The 19,518-nt window shown below is 62.4% G+C and carries 22 protein-coding genes and 2 pseudogenes; all 24 read right to left on the reverse strand.

Features of this window, described 5'->3' with window-relative positions; all coding sequences use genetic code 11:
- Nucleotides 1-6: 6 nt before the first annotated feature.
- The 24 genes and pseudogenes from EIO64_RS00420 to tsf all read right to left on the reverse strand — a co-directional run bounded on the left by EIO64_RS00420 (nucleotide 7) and on the right by tsf (nucleotide 19,468).
- Complete coding sequence (locus EIO64_RS00420; RefSeq protein ID WP_021749893.1) at nucleotides 7-417, reverse strand: SoxR reducing system RseC family protein; 411 nt, start codon at nucleotides 415-417, stop codon at nucleotides 7-9.
- Nucleotides 414-1,736, reverse strand: coding sequence for a CdaR family protein (locus EIO64_RS00425; protein ID WP_119311024.1), 1,323 nt, complete (start codon nucleotides 1,734-1,736; stop codon nucleotides 414-416). The genes EIO64_RS00420 and EIO64_RS00425 overlap by 4 nt, the downstream gene beginning before the upstream one ends.
- The gene (gene cdaA, locus EIO64_RS00430) at nucleotides 1,726-2,610 is read right to left on the reverse strand and encodes a diadenylate cyclase CdaA (RefSeq protein WP_021749891.1); all 885 of its coding nucleotides are present in this window, start codon (nucleotides 2,608-2,610) and stop codon (nucleotides 1,726-1,728) included. The genes EIO64_RS00425 and cdaA overlap by 11 nt, the downstream gene beginning before the upstream one ends.
- Nucleotides 2,611-2,713: 103 nt before the next feature.
- On the reverse strand, nucleotides 2,714-3,838 hold the full coding sequence (locus EIO64_RS00435; protein WP_119311025.1) for an aminotransferase class V-fold PLP-dependent enzyme: 1,125 nt from the start codon (nucleotides 3,836-3,838) through the stop codon (nucleotides 2,714-2,716).
- Entirely contained in the window at nucleotides 3,835-4,086 is a 252-nt protein-coding gene (locus tag EIO64_RS00440; RefSeq protein ID WP_021749889.1) for a putative Se/S carrier protein, read from the reverse strand. The genes EIO64_RS00435 and EIO64_RS00440 overlap by 4 nt, the downstream gene beginning before the upstream one ends.
- Before the next feature lie 80 nt (nucleotides 4,087-4,166).
- Nucleotides 4,167-4,643 (reverse strand): 2-C-methyl-D-erythritol 2,4-cyclodiphosphate synthase, encoded by a 477-nt coding sequence (gene ispF / locus EIO64_RS00445; RefSeq protein WP_136891752.1) that lies wholly within the window; start codon nucleotides 4,641-4,643, stop codon nucleotides 4,167-4,169.
- A gap of 5 nt (nucleotides 4,644-4,648) precedes the next feature.
- Complete coding sequence (locus EIO64_RS18715; RefSeq protein WP_283251953.1) at nucleotides 4,649-4,771, reverse strand: 2-C-methyl-D-erythritol 4-phosphate cytidylyltransferase; 123 nt, start codon at nucleotides 4,769-4,771, stop codon at nucleotides 4,649-4,651.
- A gap of 17 nt (nucleotides 4,772-4,788) precedes the next feature.
- On the reverse strand, nucleotides 4,789-5,376 hold the full coding sequence (locus EIO64_RS00450; protein ID WP_283251954.1) for an IspD/TarI family cytidylyltransferase: 588 nt from the start codon (nucleotides 5,374-5,376) through the stop codon (nucleotides 4,789-4,791).
- 66 nt (nucleotides 5,377-5,442) lie between these two features.
- Complete coding sequence (locus EIO64_RS00455; RefSeq protein ID WP_021749886.1) at nucleotides 5,443-5,940, reverse strand: CarD family transcriptional regulator; 498 nt, start codon at nucleotides 5,938-5,940, stop codon at nucleotides 5,443-5,445.
- Nucleotides 5,941-6,206: 266 nt separating this feature from the next.
- A pseudogene (locus EIO64_RS18720) lies at nucleotides 6,207-7,552 on the reverse strand (butyryl-CoA:acetate CoA-transferase).
- 189 nt (nucleotides 7,553-7,741) lie between these two features.
- Nucleotides 7,742-9,697, reverse strand: a complete 1,956-nt coding sequence (locus EIO64_RS00470) for a bifunctional 4-hydroxy-3-methylbut-2-enyl diphosphate reductase/30S ribosomal protein S1 (RefSeq protein ID WP_119311027.1) — start codon at nucleotides 9,695-9,697, stop codon at nucleotides 7,742-7,744.
- Nucleotides 9,694-10,305 (reverse strand): lysophospholipid acyltransferase family protein, encoded by a 612-nt coding sequence (locus EIO64_RS00475; RefSeq protein ID WP_021749882.1) that lies wholly within the window; start codon nucleotides 10,303-10,305, stop codon nucleotides 9,694-9,696. The genes EIO64_RS00470 and EIO64_RS00475 overlap by 4 nt, the downstream gene beginning before the upstream one ends.
- The gene (gene cmk, locus EIO64_RS00480) at nucleotides 10,302-10,982 is read right to left on the reverse strand and encodes a (d)CMP kinase (protein WP_025545046.1); all 681 of its coding nucleotides are present in this window, start codon (nucleotides 10,980-10,982) and stop codon (nucleotides 10,302-10,304) included. Before cmk ends, EIO64_RS00475 begins: the two co-directional genes overlap by 4 nt.
- A pseudogene (locus tag EIO64_RS19330) lies at nucleotides 10,979-11,725 on the reverse strand (aminoacetone oxidase family FAD-binding enzyme); the annotation flags it as partial. The gene cmk and the pseudogene EIO64_RS19330, both read right to left, overlap by 4 nt.
- Before the next feature lie 32 nt (nucleotides 11,726-11,757).
- Complete coding sequence (locus EIO64_RS19335) at nucleotides 11,758-12,228, reverse strand: FAD-dependent oxidoreductase (protein WP_488174987.1); 471 nt, start codon at nucleotides 12,226-12,228, stop codon at nucleotides 11,758-11,760.
- Nucleotides 12,221-13,087, reverse strand: a complete 867-nt coding sequence (locus tag EIO64_RS00490) for a MurR/RpiR family transcriptional regulator (RefSeq protein ID WP_021749879.1) — start codon at nucleotides 13,085-13,087, stop codon at nucleotides 12,221-12,223. The genes EIO64_RS19335 and EIO64_RS00490 overlap by 8 nt, the downstream gene beginning before the upstream one ends.
- Nucleotides 13,088-13,279: 192 nt before the next feature.
- Nucleotides 13,280-13,993, reverse strand: coding sequence for a pseudouridine synthase (locus EIO64_RS00495; RefSeq protein WP_136890646.1), 714 nt, complete (start codon nucleotides 13,991-13,993; stop codon nucleotides 13,280-13,282).
- A 12-nt stretch (nucleotides 13,994-14,005) separates the two neighbouring features.
- The gene (locus EIO64_RS00500) at nucleotides 14,006-15,106 is read right to left on the reverse strand and encodes a D-alanyl-D-alanine carboxypeptidase family protein (protein WP_249390744.1); all 1,101 of its coding nucleotides are present in this window, start codon (nucleotides 15,104-15,106) and stop codon (nucleotides 14,006-14,008) included.
- Between the two features lie 42 nt (nucleotides 15,107-15,148).
- On the reverse strand, nucleotides 15,149-15,547 hold the full coding sequence (gene ytfJ / locus EIO64_RS00505; protein WP_174232996.1) for a GerW family sporulation protein: 399 nt from the start codon (nucleotides 15,545-15,547) through the stop codon (nucleotides 15,149-15,151).
- Nucleotides 15,548-15,565: 18 nt separating this feature from the next.
- Nucleotides 15,566-16,246 (reverse strand): DUF2953 domain-containing protein, encoded by a 681-nt coding sequence (locus EIO64_RS00510; protein ID WP_021749875.1) that lies wholly within the window; start codon nucleotides 16,244-16,246, stop codon nucleotides 15,566-15,568.
- 39 nt (nucleotides 16,247-16,285) lie between these two features.
- Nucleotides 16,286-16,939 carry an SMC-Scp complex subunit ScpB gene (scpB, locus tag EIO64_RS00515; protein WP_021749874.1) on the reverse strand — a complete coding sequence of 218 codons (654 nt, stop codon included), beginning with the start codon at nucleotides 16,937-16,939 and terminating at the stop codon, nucleotides 16,286-16,288.
- Complete coding sequence (locus tag EIO64_RS00520; protein ID WP_119311030.1) at nucleotides 16,936-17,721, reverse strand: segregation and condensation protein A; 786 nt, start codon at nucleotides 17,719-17,721, stop codon at nucleotides 16,936-16,938. The genes scpB and EIO64_RS00520 overlap by 4 nt, the downstream gene beginning before the upstream one ends.
- Before the next feature lie 10 nt (nucleotides 17,722-17,731).
- Nucleotides 17,732-18,394 (reverse strand): site-2 protease family protein, encoded by a 663-nt coding sequence (locus EIO64_RS00525; RefSeq protein ID WP_025544547.1) that lies wholly within the window; start codon nucleotides 18,392-18,394, stop codon nucleotides 17,732-17,734.
- A gap of 156 nt (nucleotides 18,395-18,550) precedes the next feature.
- Complete coding sequence (gene tsf / locus EIO64_RS00530; RefSeq protein WP_021749870.1) at nucleotides 18,551-19,468, reverse strand: translation elongation factor Ts; 918 nt, start codon at nucleotides 19,466-19,468, stop codon at nucleotides 18,551-18,553.
- Nucleotides 19,469-19,518 lie beyond the last annotated feature (50 nt).

A 19,518-nucleotide genomic window follows, 5' to 3' on the forward strand; every position in this document is an offset into this window, starting at 1 on the left:
ACCGCCTCAGAACACCCGGACGATGTTGAAGGTCAGGCCGCCCCTGGCCCGCAGCCTGCGGTCATAGAAGATGGCAAAGACGATGCCCGCCGCGAATCCGGCCGCAGCCACCGCGTACTGCGCCGCCACGCTGTCCGTCAGCAGGGACATGATGACATACCCCGCCAGGAAGAGCACCACCGGGATCAGGTACACCAGTACCACGATCCGCAGCATATTCTTGGTGCTGCTCTCCACAACCACCTTCTGTCCGGGCCGGGCGCCGATGGGGTTGCTGGCCCGGGCGTGGACCGCCGCGCCGGTGACGCCGCAGCCGGCGCACTCCTCGCAGTCGTGTCCGCAGGCGGATTTCCGGGGTACGGAAATCTCCGCGTGGTCCGCATCTAAAATTCGTTCAACTGTTGCGATCTGCGTCATGTTGTCTCGTCTCCTGTATCTGGGGTCTCTCCGGCGGGCGTATCAGGCTCCGCCGGCTGATCGGATGTCTGTTCAGAAATGGTGACACGCACCTGATACGTCCCGCCGGAGACGCCCACGTCGTGCCCCACCACCGTCACCTCCGCGGGGACAGTGTAGGTGCCCACGGCGGAGCCGAAGTCCGCCAGATCCACCGTCACCAGAATGTTGTCCGAGGTAATGGCCCCCACATCCCCGCTGGTGCCGAAGATGGACACGGCCAGCTGCTCTGTCAGCAGGTCTACGGTCCGGTCCTCCGGCGCGTTCTCCAGAATGAAGTTGGTGGCCGTCACCGTGGTGCGCTGCATATCCTTGAAGGAGATGCGCAGCGTGGCGCGTGTGACGCCGCTGAGATTCTCGCATCCCTCCGGGATGGGAATGGCATAGCTGTAATTGGTGGTGCTGCCCAGCTCCGCCAGATTGAAATCGTCCAGAACGATGCTGTCCATGCTGTTCAGCACATCTGCCGGGCCGGACACCAAGATGGTGGACGGCTCGATCCCCCAGTCCACGTTGTACATGCGGGCGCCGGCGGACTCCACGAAGTTCATGGTCAGCTGCAGCTCCCGGGTGACATATACCGGCAGCGTCACCTGAATGGTCTCCTCTGTGGTCTGGAGGCTGGTGTTCTCCAGCAGCTGGTCGTTTGCGTCATAGAACTGGATGGGCAGCTCTCCCGTGACCGTGGAGGTGGCGTCCTCTCCCAGATCCAGGGTCACCTTGGCATAGCTGACGGCATCCACATCCTCCTGATCGCCCCGGACCTCGATCTCCGTGGGGCTGACCTGCAGCTCTCCGGCGGAGTAACCCTCTGCCACATTGCCGGAGATCTCGCACCGGACATCCACCGTCTTGTGGTACAGCTCCGCCACGTTGATGGTGATGACGGAGGGCGTCCGGTCGCTCACCGTAATATTCTGCCGGAAATACTCTTCCGTATAGCCGTAAATCACCGAGGTCACCGTCTGCACCCCTGTCCGGCTCACGTTGGAGAGATCCACTGTCACCCGGATATAGTCTTTGTCCAGCAGAGCCAGGTCAAACGCGGTCCCTTCCATCTCCAAATCCACGGTGCTGACGGTATCCTCGTCCAGCAGCATGAAGCCCCGCTCTGTAAGGACCGTCTCCCCAGTGTAGGTGATGGGCACATCCCGGAACCACTTGGTATGCATCACCGCACCGCCGTTGTTTCCGAAGTTGTCCACGAAGATCCACACCACGATGGCCGCCAGGATGCACAGGGCGAGATACACCGCCTTCTGCTTGGGATTACTTTTCATGGTTGTCGCCTCCCGTGCTTCCGGCCCGCAGCAGATTCATCAGGCTGAACTTGGGCTTGTCCTCCCCGGCCTCCTGCGGAAGCAACTCGTTCCGCAGGATATTGGCCAGCGTCTCCGGCTTGAGGTGCCGCTTGAGCATTCCCCCGATGGCCACGGAGATGGACCCGGTCTCCTCGGAGACGATGACCACCACGGCGTCGGCGTTCTCGCTCATGCCGATACCGGCCCGGTGGCGCATCCCCAGCTCCCGGGAGAGGTTCACGTTCTTGCTGAGAGGCAGCATGCATCCGGCGCCAAGCACCCGCCCGTTCCGGACGATGACGGCGCCGTCATGCATGGGAGCCTTTACAAAGAAGATGTTTTTCAGCAATTCGCTGGAGACCGCCGCGTCCAGCACCGTGCCGCTGCGGACCATGTCGTCCAGCAGGTTTTCCCGCTCGAACACGATCAGGGCGCCGGTGCGGGACTGGGACATCTCGGTGCAGGCCAGCACCGTCTGGTCGATGGCCTGTTCCACGGCGGTGCCGGCCTCCGCCCGGGAGAAGAAGGCGATGAAGCGGCGGCTGCCCACCTCCTCCAGGATGCGTCGGATCTCGGGCTGGAAGAGGACGATCAGCGCCACCACGCCCCACCTCACCAGCTGGTTCATGATAAAGTTGATGCTGTTCATATTCAGGACCATGGACAGCATCAGCGCCGCCAGAAACACCAGCACGCCCTTGAGCAGGCTGGCGGCCCGGGTGCTCTGAATCAGCGTCAGAGCCTTGTAAAACACAAACACCATAATCGCTATATCCAAAATGTCCGTGACCTTCAGCATCATCAGATACCGGCCGATGATCCCGGGCAGTGTGGAGAGCGTGACAAATTCCATTGGACGTCATCATCCCTTTCAGGCCATGAATATCTAGATTATATAAAATCTGCCTGTAGAATGCAAGGCAAACCAAGCTAAAATTCACGGTCTGTTCAGAAAGTCACCTCAGGATCTCCCCCATAGCCACTAGGAAACGGGATACTTCCTCCCGCGTGTTCCAGTGGGAAAAACTCAGCCGGACGGTGCCGGTGTCCAGCGTCCCGGCGGTGCGGTGGGCCAGGGGCGCGCAGTGAAGGCCCGCCCGCACGGCGATGCCCCGGTCTGCCAGGGCCGCGCCCAATGCCTCTGCGTCCATGTGCTCCGGGACAATGGAAAGCACCCCCGCCTGGGCCGCCAGGTCTGGCAGGGCAAACACCTGCAGTCCAGGGAGCCGCCTCAGGCCCTCCGCCGCCTGGAAGGTCAGCTGCCGCTCTCCGGCGCAGATGGCCTCCGGCCCCAGCTGGCGGACGAATCGGACCCCCGCCAGCAGCCCTGCGATGCCGGGCATATTGTGGGTGCCCGCCTCCAGCCGATCCGGCAGGAAGTCCGGCATCTCCTGCTGGATAGAGATGCTGCCGGTGCCGCCCTCCAGCAGTGTGCGGACGGGGACGTCCTTCCCGCACAGCAGTACGCCGGTTCCCTGGGGGCCGTACAGGCCCTTGTGGCCCGGCATGGCGATGAAGGCCGCCCCCAGGGCCGTCATGTCCAGGGTCAGCATCCCGGCGGACTGGGACGCGTCGATGATGAAGGGTACCTCCCGCTCCCGGCAGATAGCGGCGATAGCCTCCACCGGCTGGACGAAGCCGAATACGTTGGACACGTGGTTGCAGATCACCGCGTCCGTGCCGGGCACGATCAGGCGGTCAAAGGCCGCCGTCACCGCTGCAGGCTGAAACAGGGGCGCCGCCGCCACGGACACCTGGGCCCCCAGGGCCGCCAGGGGCCGGGTGACAGCGTTGTGCTCATATCCGGAGATCACGGCTTTCCCGCCGGGGGGCACCAGGCTCTTGATGGCAATGTTCAGGCCGTGGGTGGCGTTCATGGTGAAGGCCACCTGCTCCGGGTTCTCCAGATGGTACAGCTCCGCCAGCTCTGTCCGGCAGTCGAAGGCAGCCTCCGCCGCACGCATGGCGGCGGGGTATCCGCCGCGGCCGGGAGAGCTCATGGTGGCCATGGCGTTCCGCATGGCGTCCGCCACAGTCCGGGGCTTCTGGAAGGTGGTGGCCGCGCTGTCAAAATAGATCACGGTCTCACCTCCCGGAACGTCCCCCGCTGAGTCAAGAATATCTGAACAGGGTCCAAAGATTCCCTGTGAAGGGCCGTCAGGGCAGCCGTCAGGTCGGAGTCCGCGATCTGCACGGCGTAGGCGCAGCCCCGGTCCGTCAGGTCCCGGGGGGCCCGGAAGATCCGGCTTCGGATCCCCGACCGGGCCAGCGCCCGCTGCATCCGCTGGGCATAGGTCACCGAGCGGGCGATAATCAAATAGTGCTCCACAGACACTCCTCCTCTCTACCCATTCTATGGTCGGGAGGCGCGGACGTGCGAAAAGGACGCGCCCGAGGCACGTCCTTTTTTCAGGGGAGCCGTTCCAGCAGCGCCACCGCATGGGCCGCCATGCCGGAGCTGTCCCCAGTAAAGCCCAGATGCTCCTCTGTGGTGGCCTTCACATTCACCCGGTCCGCATCCGTCCCAAGAGCTGCGGAGAGGTTCGCCTCCATCTCCGGGCGGTAGGGGCCCACCTTGGGGGCCTGGGCGATGAGGGTGGCGTCGATGTTCACCACGGCCCATCCTCTCTCCTGCAGCAGCGCTGCCACCTGCCGCAGCAGCTCCAGGCTGGAAATACCGGCGTAGCGGGGATCGCTGTCCGGGAACAGCTTGCCGATGTCCCCCAGCTTGGCGGCGCCGCAGAGGGCGTCCATTACCGCGTGGGTCAGCACGTCCGCGTCGGAGTGGCCCAGCAGCCCACAGTCCCAGGGGATCTCCACGCCCCCCAGCACCAGCCGCCGCCTCTCCGTCAGCCGGTGGACGTCATATCCATGTCCGATCCGCAGATTCGTCATATCCGATCCTCCCTGGCCTGCAGAATAGCCTCCGCCAAAATCAGGTCTACCGGAGTGGTGATCTTCAGGTTTTCCTCGTCCCCCTCCACCAGATAGACCCGCTTGCCCAGCCGCTCCACGGCGGAGCAGTCATCCGTTATGGGGATGCCCCCTCAACAGCCGCCTGAAGCGCGGCTTTCAGCAGCGCGCTCTCGAAGATCTGGGGTGTCTGCACAGCCCGCAGGGCCGCCCGGTCCAGCGTCTCCGCCACCGTGCCGTCGTCCCGGACGGCTTTGATGGTGTCCTTCACCGCCACCGCCGGGGCCGCCGCCCCGCAGCGGGCGGCCTGCTCCGCCACATCGTCGATGAGCTCCGGCGTCACCAAGGGGCGGGCGCCGTCCTGCACCGCCAGCAGCTCCATGCCCTCCCCGGCCTCCAGTGCTGCCAGAAGCACCGAGTGGGCCCGGCTCTCCCCACCCCGGATCACCTTGGTGCATTTGGTGATGCCGTAGGTCCTGCACAGCTGGGAGATCTCCAGAAAGTCCTCCTCCCGGGCGGCTACCACGATCTCGTCGATCCGCCGGGCCATCTGCAGGGCCGTCAGTGTCCGGGCCAGTACAGGAATGCCGTCCAGGGGCTGCAGCAGCTTGTTCACCCCGCCCATGCGGGAAGAACTGCCTGCCGCCGCCACCAGCGCGGCGCAGCAAGGGCGCTGGGCATCCCGGAATTTTTTGAAAAATGCCATGATCCGACCTCCCTGGAAATTTCTCCTGAAACAGCAGAATGTTCGCGGACATGGTCCGCGAACACGTTATCTCTGGATCTCCGGTGTCTGGAGCATGGCCTGCTCCACACGCCGCTCCACCTCTTCATAGCCGCTGTCCTCTGCCAGCACCAGCTCCGACAGCAGGATCTGGCGGGCCGTATGAAGCATCTTCCGCTCCCCATTGGAGAGGCCCCGCTTCCGTTCCCGGAACATCAGCCCCTTAATCACACGTGCCACCTCGTACAGATCCCCGCTCTTCATCCGCAGCAGATTTTCCCGGTACCGCTTGTTCCAGTTGCTGCTCTCCTCCACCGCCAAAGACGGGATAGCGGCAATCAGGGCTTCCGCCTCCGGCCGCTGGATGACCGAGCGGACTCCAATCGTCTGGCTGTTGGCGGTGGGGATCTTCAACAGCAGTCCACCCACCGGCATTTTGAACACATAGTAGTCCTGTGTACTCCCCGCGACCTTTTCCTGAACGATGGCGTCGATCACGCCGGCCCCATGCATTGGATGAACGACCAGATCCCCAACGCTGAACATGGTAAACTCCTTCCCATTTCCGCCGGGCGGTGACTGGAACCCGCTCTCTCTATTTCCACTTTTCTGTTTTCATAAATTTCATTATACCGGCTTTTCAGCAGCTTTACAAGCTTATTTTGAAATTTTTTTACTATCTTTTCCAGTGCCTTACACTTTCCGCAGAGAATCATCCACCCGCGGCAAGGGCATCAGCTCCTCCAGACACAGGTCCCCCCTGTACAAAAGAGCCGGACGGCAGATATGCCGCCCGGCTCCGGAGGATTTTGTTATCTCTTGTTGGAACGGCGCCAGATGTGCATCTTCTCCGCCTCGGCGATCAGCTCCTCGCGGAACTGAGGATGGGCGATGGCAATCAGGCCCTCGGCCCGCTCCCAAGTGGACTTGCCCTTGGCGTTGAACTTGCCGTACTCCGTCACTACATAGTGGAGGTTGGTGCGGGTGGCGGTGACCACGGACCCCTCCAGCAGCGTGGGCCGGATACGGGACTTCAGCTGGCCGCTTTTTTTGTCCATGTAGGAGGAGGAGCAGCAGATGAAGCTCTTGCCACCCTTGGACAGGTACGCGCCCATGACGAAGTCCTGCTGGCCGCCGGCACCGGAGATATGGTGAATTCCAGAGGACTCAGAGGACACCTGGCCGTACAGGTCGATATCCACGGCGCCGTTGATGGAGATGAAGTTGTCGATCTGAGACACCCGGGCAATGTCGTTCACATAGCTGACGGGAGCAGCCATGCACTCAGGGTTGTTGTCGATGAAGTCATACAGCTTCTGTGTGCCCGCCGCGAAGGCATAGGTCTGCCGGCCCCGGTCAAAGGGCTTGCGCAGGCCCGTGATGCGACCGGCTATGGACATGTCCACGAAGGCGTCCACGTACATCTCGGTGTGCACGCCCAAATCCTTCAAGTCGCTCTCGGCGATCATCTTGCCGATGGCGTTGGGCATAGAGCCGATGCCCAACTGCAGGCAGGCACCGTCACAGATCTCCGGCACCACCAGTTTGGCCACCGCCATGTCCACCTCACTGGCGGCTCCGCCGCCGCCCAGTTCATCCAAAGCAGGGTTCTCTCCCTCCACGATCATGTCCACGTCGTCGATGTGGATGCAGTTCTCAAACCCGCCCAAGCACACGGGCATGTTCTTGTTGACCTCCACGATGACGGTCTTGGCGCACTCGCACACAGCCTTCAGGTGGGAGCCGCCGGGACCGAAATTGAACCAGCCGTGCTCGTCCATGGGGGCCACCTGGAACATGGCCACGTCCAGGCTCTTGATGCAGTTGCGGTAATACCCCGGCAGCTCAGAATACCGCAGGGGATGTAATAGGAGAAGCCCTCGCTCACGGCCTTGCGCTCGATGCCGCCCATGTGCCAGGAGTTCCAGCAGAAATGCTCCGCCGCATTGGGCACATCGAAAATGGCGGGCTTGTGGGTCAGGATACCGCCCCGGATCTTCACGTCGGTCAGCTCGCCCATCCGCCGGGCCAGCGCCTTATCCAAGGCATCCGCCGAGCAGACGCTCCAGCCGTAATCCACCCAGTCGCCGGACTTGACGGCCTTGACCGCCTCGTCGGCCGTTGTCAGCTTCTGTTTGTACACTTCCTGGTAGCTCATGTTGATCTTCCTCCTGTAATTCCCGTTTGTTGTATGATGTCATCGGTGTTGTCTTACATTGATTGTCAAGAGTATAACATACCAGCCCTTGAAAAGCAATCCATACCGTGAAAAAAATCACAAAATTTTCAAAAAAAGGCAGGCCCCTCACCGGAGCCTGTCTTTTTTAGGTCTGGAAATCCGTGCGGATTACTCCTCCACAGGAGCTTCTTCCTCCTCAGCCGCGGGAGTCAGCAGGGCGCGGATGGACAGGGAGATCTTCTGCTTCTCCTCGTCGATGGCCGTGATCTTGGCGTCCACAATCTGGCCCTCGGAGAGGACATCCTCAGGCTTGTCGATGCGCCGGTCAGCAATCTGGGAAATATGGATCAGGCCGTCCACGCCGGGCACGACCTCGGCAAAGGCGCCGAAGGTCATCAGCTTGACGATGCGGACAGAGGCCACGTCGCCCACCTGGTACTTGTCCATGAACACCTGCCAGGGATCGATGCTGTGATCCTTCACGCCCAGGGAGATCTTCTTCTTCTCGGGATCGAAGGAGATGACGTACACGTCCATGGTATCGCCCACCTTGCAGACCTCGGCGGGGGTCTTGATCCGGCTCCAGCTGAGCTCGGAGATATGTACCATGCCGTCCACGCCGCCGATGTCCACGAACACGCCGTAGCTGGTCATGGACTTGACGGTGCCGGTGTAGTGCTTGCCCACTTCGATGTTGGCCCACACCTCCGCCTGGGCGGCCTTCCGGGCCTCCTCAGTGACGGAGCGGATGGAGCCCACCACGCGCCGGCGGGCGCGGTTGACCTCGGTGATTCGCAGCTGGACCTTCTGCTTCACCATGGCAGACAGATCGGCGCCGCGGGGCTGACCGCTCTGAGAGGCGGGGACGAATACCCGCACACCCTTGACGGACACCACGATGCCGCCCTTGTTCTCCTCGGTGACAGTGCCCTCCAGAACGGTCTTCTCCTCCACGGCCTGCTCGATGTTCTCCCAGACCTTGGCAGCGTCCAGACGCTTCTTGGACAGCTCTGCGTAGCCCTCCACGTCGTTGACGCGGACCACATAGGTCTCGATCTGGTCGCCCACGTGGATGATGTCCTCCGCCTTGACATTGGGGTCGTCGCTCAGCTCGCTGAGCTTGATGTAGGCCGCCTGCTTGGCGCCCACGTCCACCTGCACTTCGGTGGGGGTGATGGCGGTAACGATGCCGGTGACCCGGTCACCGTTATTTAAAGTTTTAAAAGACTGATTCAGTAATTCCTCGAAGGACTCCTCTTTGCCCTCGGCCGCCTTGATTTCTTCGCTCATCGTTGCATATACCTCCTTAATGATGCCCGCAGGCGTGGAGGCACCAGCCGTAAGGCCCGCAACAGTACAACCATTGAAAAAATCCGGCGAGAGCTCGTCCGCGCGTTCAATCTGGACCACGCGGGGGCATCTCCTCAGGCAAATTTCCGTCAGATGTTTGGTGTTGGCGCTTTTACGGTCTCCCACCACGACCATCACGTCTGCTTTGCCGGCGATTTCTGCCGCCTCAGACTGACGTTCATGCGTAGCATTACATATTGTATCAAAGATTTTTACGTTTGTACACTGTTTTTTTATGATTTTCCAAGAAGTTTCAAAAAGTTTTCGGATGCAGGTGGTCTGCGCTACTACGGTAACAGGGATTTCCCGACTTTTCTCATCCCCGTCCAGCCAGGCCTCCACGGCCTCCGGCCCGTCGAACACCAGGGGCTGGCGGCACCAGCTGGCCACCCCCATCACCTCCGGGTGCAGGGGTTCGCCGATGATCACCGGACGACGGCCCTCCGCCTCCGCCTGGGCCACTAGGCGCTGGATGCGGATCACATTGGGACAGGTGGCATTGACGCACCGGACGCCCCGGGCCTCCAGATCGTCCAGCACGGATTTCAATTCTCCATGGGATCGGATCACCACCGTGTCCCCCGCCGCCAGGCCAGCCGGGTCCTCGGTCTTCCGGACACCCCGGCGGGCCAGATCCTCCACCACGTGGGAGTTGTGGATCAGGTCTCCCAGCATCCAGCATCCGCCGGTCTCCTCCCCGGTCTTTGCCGCCAACTCCACCGCCCGCTTCACGCCGTAGCAGAATCCGGCGCTCTTGGCCAAAAGGACCTTCATCGCGCCTCCTTCCCCAGGGCGTAGGAGCGGCGGAGCACCTCGTCGGCGATGGCCTGGACCTCCTCCGGTGAAGGCCGACGGCTGGTGGCCTCCGGCCGGTATGCCTGGCCGAAGATGATGCGGGTCCGGCGAAAGAGGCGTTTGTTCCCCTCCACGTACACCGGCACGAACTGCGCCCCGGAACGGATGCCGATGACGGCCACACCACCCTTGGCGGGCAGAGCCCCCTCGTGTTCCACCCGGGTTCCCTCCGGGAATATCAGCAGGTTGTCCCCGCTCTTGATAGCCTTCAGGGCGGTTTTCACCGCCTCGATGTCCCCCTCGCCCCGGTCAACAGGGAAGGCGCCCAGCTTCCGCAGTACCCAGTCAAAGACCTTGTTGCAGAACAGCTCCTTCTTGGCCATGATGTGGAGCCGGTAGTTCACCGGAACCTTCAGCGCCACCAGCACCGGGTCCCAGTTGCTGTTGTGGTTGGGACACAGCAGGGCGCCGTGCTCCGGCAGGTTCTCCCGCCCGATGATGGTGACCGGGTGAAGAATCCCCGCCACCAAGTTTACCAGATAGTAGATGCATACGAAAAATCCATTCAACGGCCTCTTTTCGCTCATAGTCCCGTCCTCTCCCGGATAATGTGCAGCAGCGCGTCTTCGCTCTGGACAAAATCCAGAGCCGTGGTGTCCAGCAGCACCGCGTCCTCCGCCTGACGCAGGGGTGCGGCGTCACGGTGGGTATCGTTCCAGTCCCGTTCCTGAATGGCACGGAGGATAGCCGCATAAGGCTCCGGCGTCCCCCGCTCCTCCAGCTCCAGCATCCGGCGGCGGGCCCGCTCCTCCGCGGAAGCGGTGAGAAACACCTTCACCTCCGCATCCGGCAGCACCACCGTGCCGATATCCCGGCCGTCCATCACCACGCTGTTCTCCCGGGCCAGCTGGCGCTGCATCTCCAGCAGGTACGCCCGAACCTCCGGATAGGCGGATACCAGAGAGGCGTAGCGGGACACCTCCGGCAGGCGGATCTCCGCCGTCACATCCATTCCATTCAGCTCCATGTGCTGCAGGCCGTCCGTCCCATAGGTCAGGCAAATCTCCAGGTCCGGCAGCACCGCCACCACGGCGGAGCGGTCCCGGGGATCGATCCCCTTCCGCCACACGGCATAGCCGATGGTGCGGTAGATGGCACCTGTGTCCACGTATAAAAAGTTCAGTCTGGCGGCCACGCTCCTGGCCAGGGTGCTCTTCCCCGCGCCGGAGGGCCCGTCGATGGCCACGCGAATGTTCTCACTCATGCGTTCTCTTCCCCTTGTCTCAGCGCCTCCGCCGCAGCCTGTCCCGCCGCCCGGCCTGTGGCCCAGGCGATCTGCAGGTTGAATCCGCCGGTATAGGCGTCCACATCCATGATTTCTCCCGAAAAGTATAATCCCTTTACAAGTTTTGATTCCATTGTCTTTGGGTCAATTTCACTGATCTTTATGCCGCCGGAAGTGACGATGGCGTCCGTTACCGGGCAGGGTCCGGCAATCTCCACAGAAAAATGCTTGAGGCCCTGGACCAGTTCCCGCCTCTGCTCTCGCGTCAGGTCATGGACCTTTTGATGGGGCGGGATGCCCGACCGCTCCACTGCCACCGGAATCAGCTTCTGGGGCAGCAGATCGTCCAGCGCGTTGCAGAAGTCGTGGTTGGCGTACTTCTCAAAGTCCCGCAGCAGCCGCTTGTCCAGGGCCTGCTCATCCAGGGCGGGCTTCAAGTCAATCTCCAGCCGGTAGGTCTTTTTGCCGAAGTGCCGCATGTGGGCGGAGGCCGACAGCACCAGGGGCCCGCTGACACCGAAGTGGGTGAACAGCATCTCCCCGAAGTCCGTGTAGATCTTCTTCCGGTCCTCAAACACCGCCAGCCCCACATTCCGCAGGCTCAGGCCCTGGAGCTCCCGGCCCAGGCCGTAATCCCGCAGCGGCACCAAAGAGCCCTGAAGGTCCGTCACCGTATGCCCCGCTTCCCGGGCCATTCGGTGCCCCTCTCCTGTGGAGCCGGTGGCGGGGTAACTGACGCCGCCGGTGGCAAGGACTACCGCCCCGGCAGGGTATGTCCCCGCTCTCCCCGGACACCTGTGACGGCGCCGGAGGTGATCTCCAGCTCCGTCGCCCGGTCCCGGGCCAGAGAGACCTTCAGCGCCTTCAGCCGCCGCTCCAAAGCGGCGCTGACGTCAAAGGCCCGGTCACTGACGGGAAACACCCGATTCCCCCGCTCGGTCTTCAGCGGCACGCCGATGGACGCAAAGAACGCCATGGTGTCCCGGCCGTCGAACCGGGAAAAGGCGCTGTACAAAAACTTGCCGTTCCGGGGCACGTTGGCCAGCAAGGTCTGTACATCGGCGTTGTTGGTGACGTTGCACCGGCCCTTGCCGGTGATGTTCAGCTTCTTTCCCAGCCGCTCATTGGGCTCCAGCAGCGTCACCCGTGCGCCCCGCTCCGCCGCGGAGACAGCGGCCATCATCCCGGCGGCTCCCCCGCCGATCACTACCAGCCCCTTACTCATCGTCCATCTTCCCGAACACGCCGTAGGCGTTCCAGATGTCCTCCAGCTCCGCAAAGGTGCGGGACACGTCCGACCGCATCCGGGAGCCCACGGCGATCAGCAGCGCGTTGATGAGGGACAGAGGCGCCACCATGGAGTCCACAAAGGAGATCATCTCACTGGGAGCCAGCAGAGCAGCCTCCGCCATCTGGTAGACGGGGGACAGCTCATTGTCTGTAATGGCCACGATGGTAGCCCCCCGGTCCTGGGCAAACTTCACTGTGTTCATAGTGACCTTGGAGTACCGAGGGAAGCTGATGGCGATCATCACATCCCCGGGGCCGATCCGCAGCAGCTGCTCGAAGATCTCCCCTGCGGCGTTGGACTGCACCAGCGTCACGTTCTCGGACAGCAGGTGCAGGTAGAAGTTCAGATACCCCGCCACAAAGGAGGAGGTCCGCACCCCCAGGATGTACAGGTGCCCGGCGCCCAGGATCAGGTCCACCACCTTGTTGAACTCAGTCCTGTCCGCCTCTTCCGCCACCATCCGCAGCTTGTCCATATCGGACTGGATCACGGCGGACAGCACATCCTGTCCGCCGAACAGATTGTCCGCCGCCTGGATGCGCTGGGTGGAAGTGAGGCGGCTGCGGATCATCTCCTGCAGTGCCCGCTGCATACTGGGATAGCCGTCGTACCCCAGCTCCGATGCGAAGCGTACCACTGTGGACTCGCTGACGCCGGAGAGCTTCCCCAGCTTGCTGGCAGTCATGAAGGCGGCCTTGTCGTAATTCTGCAGGATGTAGTCGGCAATCCGCTTCTGTCCCTTGGAAAAGGTGGGCATATTGCGCTCGATGGTATGTAGGATGCTCTTAGCCACTGCTGTTTCCTCCGTCGGCCGCCTGCAGGGGGCCGTTCTTGATCTTGCCCGGCAGCTCCGCTGGCCCGCCGGACGTTCCGCGGTCTATTGTAGCACAGTTTTTTCAAAATTCAAACCGCTTTGCGGGATTTTTCCGTCTCGCCGCCGGAATGGAAAAGACGCCGCCCCATTCAGGGCGGCGCCTTCCGCTTTTCAGTCAGGGGTGACTCCCAGCGCCCCAGCCTCGTCCTGTGTCAAATACCGCCACTTTCCCGGCGGCAGATCGCCCAGCTCCAGAGCTCCCTCCCGGACCCGGCGCAGCCGCTTCACCGTCAGGCCGCACTGGGCACACATCCGGCGGACCTGCCGGTTCTTCCCCTCATGAATGGTCACTGCCAGCACCGCGGTTCCGGGAGTTTCCCGCAGCACCTCCACCCGGGCGGGGCGGATGGGCTCCCCCTCCAGGTCGGTAACGGCTGCCAGCCGGGCCGCCGCGCCGGCCACCGGTCCGAATACGGAGACGTGATACGTCTTTTCCACCTCGTGCTTTGGATGCAGCAGGTGCTGGGCCCAGGCACCGTCGTTGGTCAGCAGCAGCAGGCCCTCGGAATCCAGGTCCAGCCGTCCCACGGGATAAACCCGGCTCCCGCAGTCCGCTACCAGCTCCGCCACTGTCCGCCGCCCCCGCTCGTCCGAGAGGGTAGAGACATAGCCCCGCGGCTTGTTCAGCAGGATGTACACGGCCTCCGCCCGGGGCGCCAGGGGACGGCCGTCCACCAGGATCTCGTCCCGATCCGGGTCTGCACGCTGGCCCAGATGGGCGGTCTGGCCGTTCACCGTCACCCTTCCGGCGATCAAATATGTCTCTGCCGTCCGCCGGGAGCAAACCCCCGCGGCGGACAGCAGCTTCTGCAGTCGTTCTTCCATGTTGTCCTCTCTCTATCCCGGCAACCCCTGCTTCAGAATGCTCAGGGCGCTCTCCATCCGGGGCGCCACGTCGGCGCCATACAGCAGCGCCACCCGGCCCACCTCTTTTCCATTGACCGAGAAAACCGCCTCCCCGGCCCGCCGGCCGGCCCGGATGGGGGCCCGCAGAGATCCGGCCAGCTCCACGTCCAGCTCCAGGGACTCCCCCTCCGCCAGCGGCCAGGCGAAGCTGTCCGCCGCCACCAGGGGCACCGTGGCGCTCATGCCGTTTTCCACCTGGACCCGCTGGATTGTCTGGCCCAGAGAGGCCCCCAGCTTGGCGGGATAGGTGGAAAAACCGTAGTCATACAGGGCCGCGTGGTCCGCCCAGTCGTTGCCGTCCTGGAGAGTCACCGCCACCAGCCGCTGGCCGTTTCGCTCCACACAGCTCACCAGCGTCCGGCCTGCCGCCATGGTATAGCCGGTCTTCAGGCCGATACACCCCTCTATCTGGTTCAACAGCTTGTTGTGGTTGGTCATGGTCCGCCCGCCAATGGTGACGCTGCGGGTGGAGGCCATCCGTACCAGAGTCTCATTTTCCACCGCCGCGCAGGCAAGACGCGCCATGTCCCGGGCCGTGGAGTAATGGTCCTCATGGTCCAGCCCGTTAGGGTTGGCGAAGGAGGAGTGCTCCATGCCGATCTCCCGGGCCGTTGCATTCATGAGCTTTGCAAAGTCCTCCTGGCTGCCGCTGATGTGCTCGGCAATGGCCACGGCCGCATCGTTGCCGGAGCAGAGCAACAGTCCATACAGCAGTGTCTCCAGCGTCAGCTTCTCCCCCACCTTCAGATACATGGAGGAGCCCTCTGTATACGCCGCCTCCCGGGAGACTGTGACCACATCGTTCAGGTCTCCCTCCCGGATAGCCACCAGGGCCGTCAGAATCTTGGTAGTGCTGGCGATCAGCATTTTCGCGTCGGCGTTCTGCTCATACAACACCCGGCCGCTGTCCACGTCCATCAAAATAGCGGAGGAGGCAGACGTACTGACCGCGTGCGTCTGACAAGGAAAAAGACTGAACAGGGCCGCCAGAGCGATCCCCAAAGCGGCAAGCCGCCGGAGCAGGGTTTGCAAATGCCATCACCTCATTTGTTTGGTGATGGTAGTATACCCCGTTCAGACGGGTTCTTTTTCTTCCTTCTTGTCGAAATATTTTTCCACTTTGTCCACCAGATCCGGCATCATCTCCACCACCCGGTCCAGCGTGGTCATGGGCGGCATCGCCACCGGCAGCACCCGGGTCGTTCCCTCCCGGATCACCAGGAACGCCACAGGCTCAATCTTCACGCCTGCGCCGCTGCCGCCGCCGAAGTCCTTGGGCTGGGTCTTACCGTAGTCGGCGCCGCCGCAGCCGAAGCCCATACTGACCCGGGAAATGGGGATCAGAGTCACGCCGTCAGGCGTGGTGATGGGCTGCCCCACGATGGTGTTGGTGTCCGCCATCTCCCGGATCTTGTCCATCGTGGAACGCATCAAATCGCTGAGGGGTCTCTTCTTGTCCATTGTCTCGTCCATGGATGCCATCCTTTCTCGTCACGCGGCGGGGTGTTCTGCCGCCTTGTTGTCTGCTGCTTTGGATGCGGGCGGCATCCGCCGCCGCTTCATGAACCGCCGGAGCCAGCCGATGGCCGGGACCGCCAGCTGCGTTCCCACGGCGATCAGCGTCCCCAGCCGGATGGAGATGCCAAGCTCTCCTTCCGCCCGGGTCTCCTGCGCGTCAAAATCAATTCCGAGATGAATCCCGGGATCCCGGATCACCACCAGCTTCTCCAGAGCCGGCATCCCGGTCCAGACCAGGGCGTGGAGTCCACCGTACAACTCTGCGGCTGCCGCCGGGTCCTCCGCCCCGCCCAGGGTGGCGGACAGGCGCAGCGGGTCTACGCGGATACCCCGCCGGGTGCGGCGCAGAGCCTTTTTGGCGGCGGGCCACAGCGTCCTTGCGGCGTCCTGAAGATCTTCCAGTTTGGGCTTCGGGATTTTTTTTGCCGCCTCTGCCAGGTCCTTCGGCTCCTTTTTAGGCTTTCCCGTTTTTTTGGTTTCCTGCGGCGTTTTTTTTGTCTCTTTGGACGGTACCAGCCGGACCCGGAAGGGACCAATCGTCAAATCCGCCGCGGCCTGCCCCCTGCCGAAGACCACATACAGTCCCAGCCGCAGCCGCCACAGAAAAATCGCAAGTGCCAGCAGCACCGCCAACGTGATCCAAAGTCCCAGCAACGTCCATCACCCCCCTGACCGCTCTGGCGGAGCGGATTCTCAAGGCGCCTCTTCCTCCATGGCGCCGGCCGTCTCCGGCGTGTCGGCTCCGGTGATCTCTGCCGTGTCCGCCGGGTCCATGATCTGTCCGTCCTCGCCGATCCGCATCTGTCCCTCGCCGCCAAGGTCCGGCAGCTCCGGCAGGTCATCCAGGCTGGTCAGATGGAAGGCCCGGAGAAACTGTTTGGTGGTCCGGTACAGGCGGGGCCTTCCGGGTACCTGCAGGCGGCCGCACTCCTCGATGAGCTTCCGGTCCAGCAGCAGGCCGATGGTATAGGCGCTGTCCACACCCCGGATCTGATCCACATAGGCCCGGGTGGTGGGCTGGTAGTAGGCGATGATGGTCAGCACCTCCAGCGCCGGCTGGCTGAGCTTGGCGGGCTTGCGGATCTCAAAGGCTTTTCGGATCACATCCGCGTAGTCCGGCGCGGAACACAGCTGCCAGGTATCCTCCATGCGCAGCAGCCGGATGCCCCGGCGCTCGTAGGCATAGTAGTCCATCAGCTTCTGGAGCACCTGCTCCACCGTGGGGCGGTCCATCTCCAGGGCCACGCAGATCCGGTCGGTCTGCACCGGCTCCCCAGAGGCAAACAGGATACCCTCCACTGCCGATTCGATCTCTTTCATCTCCATCTTGGAACGGTCCTCTCTCACAGTTTCAGATCCTGGGGCAACTCCCGCTCCTGCCGGACAGTGCAGTCCGTCTCACTCCCTGCCAGATGCAGGATGTGGGCCCGGCACAGCTCCAGCACCGCCAGAAAGGTGGCCACCACCTCGCTGCGGCTGCGGCTGCCCCGAAACAGCAGCAGAAACCGAGTGACGCCGTGAGTCCTTAGCCGGCTCAGAATCTCCCGGGCCTTGCTCTCCACGGGATAGGGCTCGTGCTGGACGATGCTCTGGAAGGCGGAGCGGGGCGGCGGCAGGGACCGCTCCGCCCGGCCCTGGATCTCGGCCATGGCCAAGACCAGGTCCGCCGGTGTCTGGTCGTACTCGTAGATCTTTCCCCGCTTCACCGGCTCCGGCGGACGGGTGAGGATATTCCGTCCGAATTCTCCCATGGGCTCCAGCCGGGCGGCCATGGACTTCACCTTGGCGTAGTTCTCGTTGCGCTTCCGCTCCTCCAGAGAGGCGATCAGGGCATCCATCTCGCTCTGGGCCTCCTCATCTTCAATGGAGAGAAGCATCCGGGTCTTGATGTACACCAGTTGGGAGGCCATGGTGACGAACTCGCTGGCCACCTCCAGATCCATCTCCTGCCGCCGGGCCAGCCACGCCATGTACTGGTCGCAGATCAGGGAGATGGAGATGTCCTGGATCTCCATTTTGTTCTTGCCCAGCAGATATAGAATCAGGTCCAGAGGGCCCTCAAAGTCCTGCATCTCTTCCTCGGATTTGCTGCGGACCACCTTTTCCAGCTTGAATACGGGGTTTTGCAAACCGTTCACCTCAACCAAAAATCAGGGACAACAGGGCACTGTAAATGCCCAGGATGCCCCGGGAGATCAAACTGCTGCCGATGCCCACAAAGGACAACACCAACAGCACGACAATGCCGTACCGCTCATACCGCATCAGCGTGATGTACTGCCGGTCCGGCAGAAACGCCGCCAGCACCTTGGACCCATCCAGCGGCGGGATGGGAATCAAATTGAACAACCCCAGACCGATGGACAGAGGCGCCAGCGTGTACAGGCAGAAGCTGAACACCACGTCCATCGCCGCAGAATAAGGGGCGTAAAGGTAAATCACCTTACTGATAAGCATTGCCAAAACCGCCAGCACAAAGTTGGAGACGGGTCCCGCCAGGGCGGTCAATGCCATGCCCTGCTTGGGCTTTCGGAAGTACCGGGGGTCCACCGGCACCGGCTTGGCCCAGCCGAATCCTGCCACGAACATCATCAGCAGGCCGATCCAGTCGATGTGCCGCAGAGGATTCAGACTCAGGCGGTGCATGGATTTGGCCGTGGGGTCCCCAAGAGCCAGGGCCGCCAGACCGTGGCAAGTCTCGTGGACTGTCAGGCAGAGAAAAATCGCGGCCACCCGCAACACCGCGTCCAGCAGTGAAGTCAGGTCCAGCGCGGAAAGCAATCCCTGTAAATAGTGCAGCATATTCGTCTCCCTGTGATGATAACCCAAAAGATAGGAGTATTATACCAGTTTTCCCCCCGCAATACAAGGAAAATCACCGGAATTCAAAGGGCTTTCAGGCGGAAACAAGCGGAGCGGGTGCTTTCGCACCCGCTCCTGATTCAGCTGGCTTAATAATCAGCCCTTCACCATGGAGGCGATCTCCTCAGCGAAGTTCTCCTGCTTCTTCTCGATGCCCTCGCCCTTCTCAAAGCGGATGGCGTCCTTGAAGGTCACCTTTCCGCCTGCGGCCTTGGCGGCGGAGGCGATATACTGCTCCACGCTCATGGAGTTGTCCTTCACGAACTCCTGCTGCAGCAGGCAGTTCTCGGAGTAGAACTTGTTCAGCTTGCCCATGACGATCTTCTCCCGCACGGCCTCGGGCTTGGAGGCCATCTTGGGATCGTTCTCCATCTGGACCATCATGATCTTCTTCTCCTCGTCCAGGACGTCCTGGCCCACCTGAGACTTGTCCCAGAAGCGGGGGTTCAGAGCGGCAATCTGCATGGCCACGTCCTTGCCGATCTCCTCCACCTTCTCAGCGGGCAGGTCGGACTCCAGGTTCACCAGCACACCGATCTTGCCGCCGGCGTGCACATAGGGCACGGAGACGTTCTCGGCGAAGCGGGCGAAGCGGCGGACCTTGATGTTCTCGCCGATCACCAGCACCATCTCCTGCTGCTGCTGGGTGACGGTCAGGTCGGTGCCGACGTACTTGCACTCCATCAGCGCGTCCAGGTCGGCGGGAGCCTCCTTGGCCACAGTGGCGGCCACGCCCTTGACGAAGTCCACGAACTTCTCGTTCTTGCCCACGAAGTCGGTCTCGGCGTTGACCTCGACCACCACGCCCACGCCGTCGATGACGGCGGCATAGGCCATACCCTCGGCGGCAATGCGGCCGGCCTTCTTGGCGGAGGCGGCCATGCCCTTCTCGCGCAGCCACTCCACGGCCTTGTCCATATCGCCGTCGGAGGCGGTCAGCGCCTTCTTGCAATCCATCATGCCCACGCCGGTCATCTCGCGCAGGTTCTTTACATCAGCTGCGGTAAAAGCCATTTTGAATTCCTCCAAACAGTTTTGGTATATACGCGCAAATGCAGGCGCAG

Origin of the sequence: Dysosmobacter welbionis, assembly GCF_005121165.3 — a bacterium.
Taxonomy (GTDB): Bacteria; Bacillota; Clostridia; order Oscillospirales; family Oscillospiraceae; genus Oscillibacter; species Oscillibacter welbionis.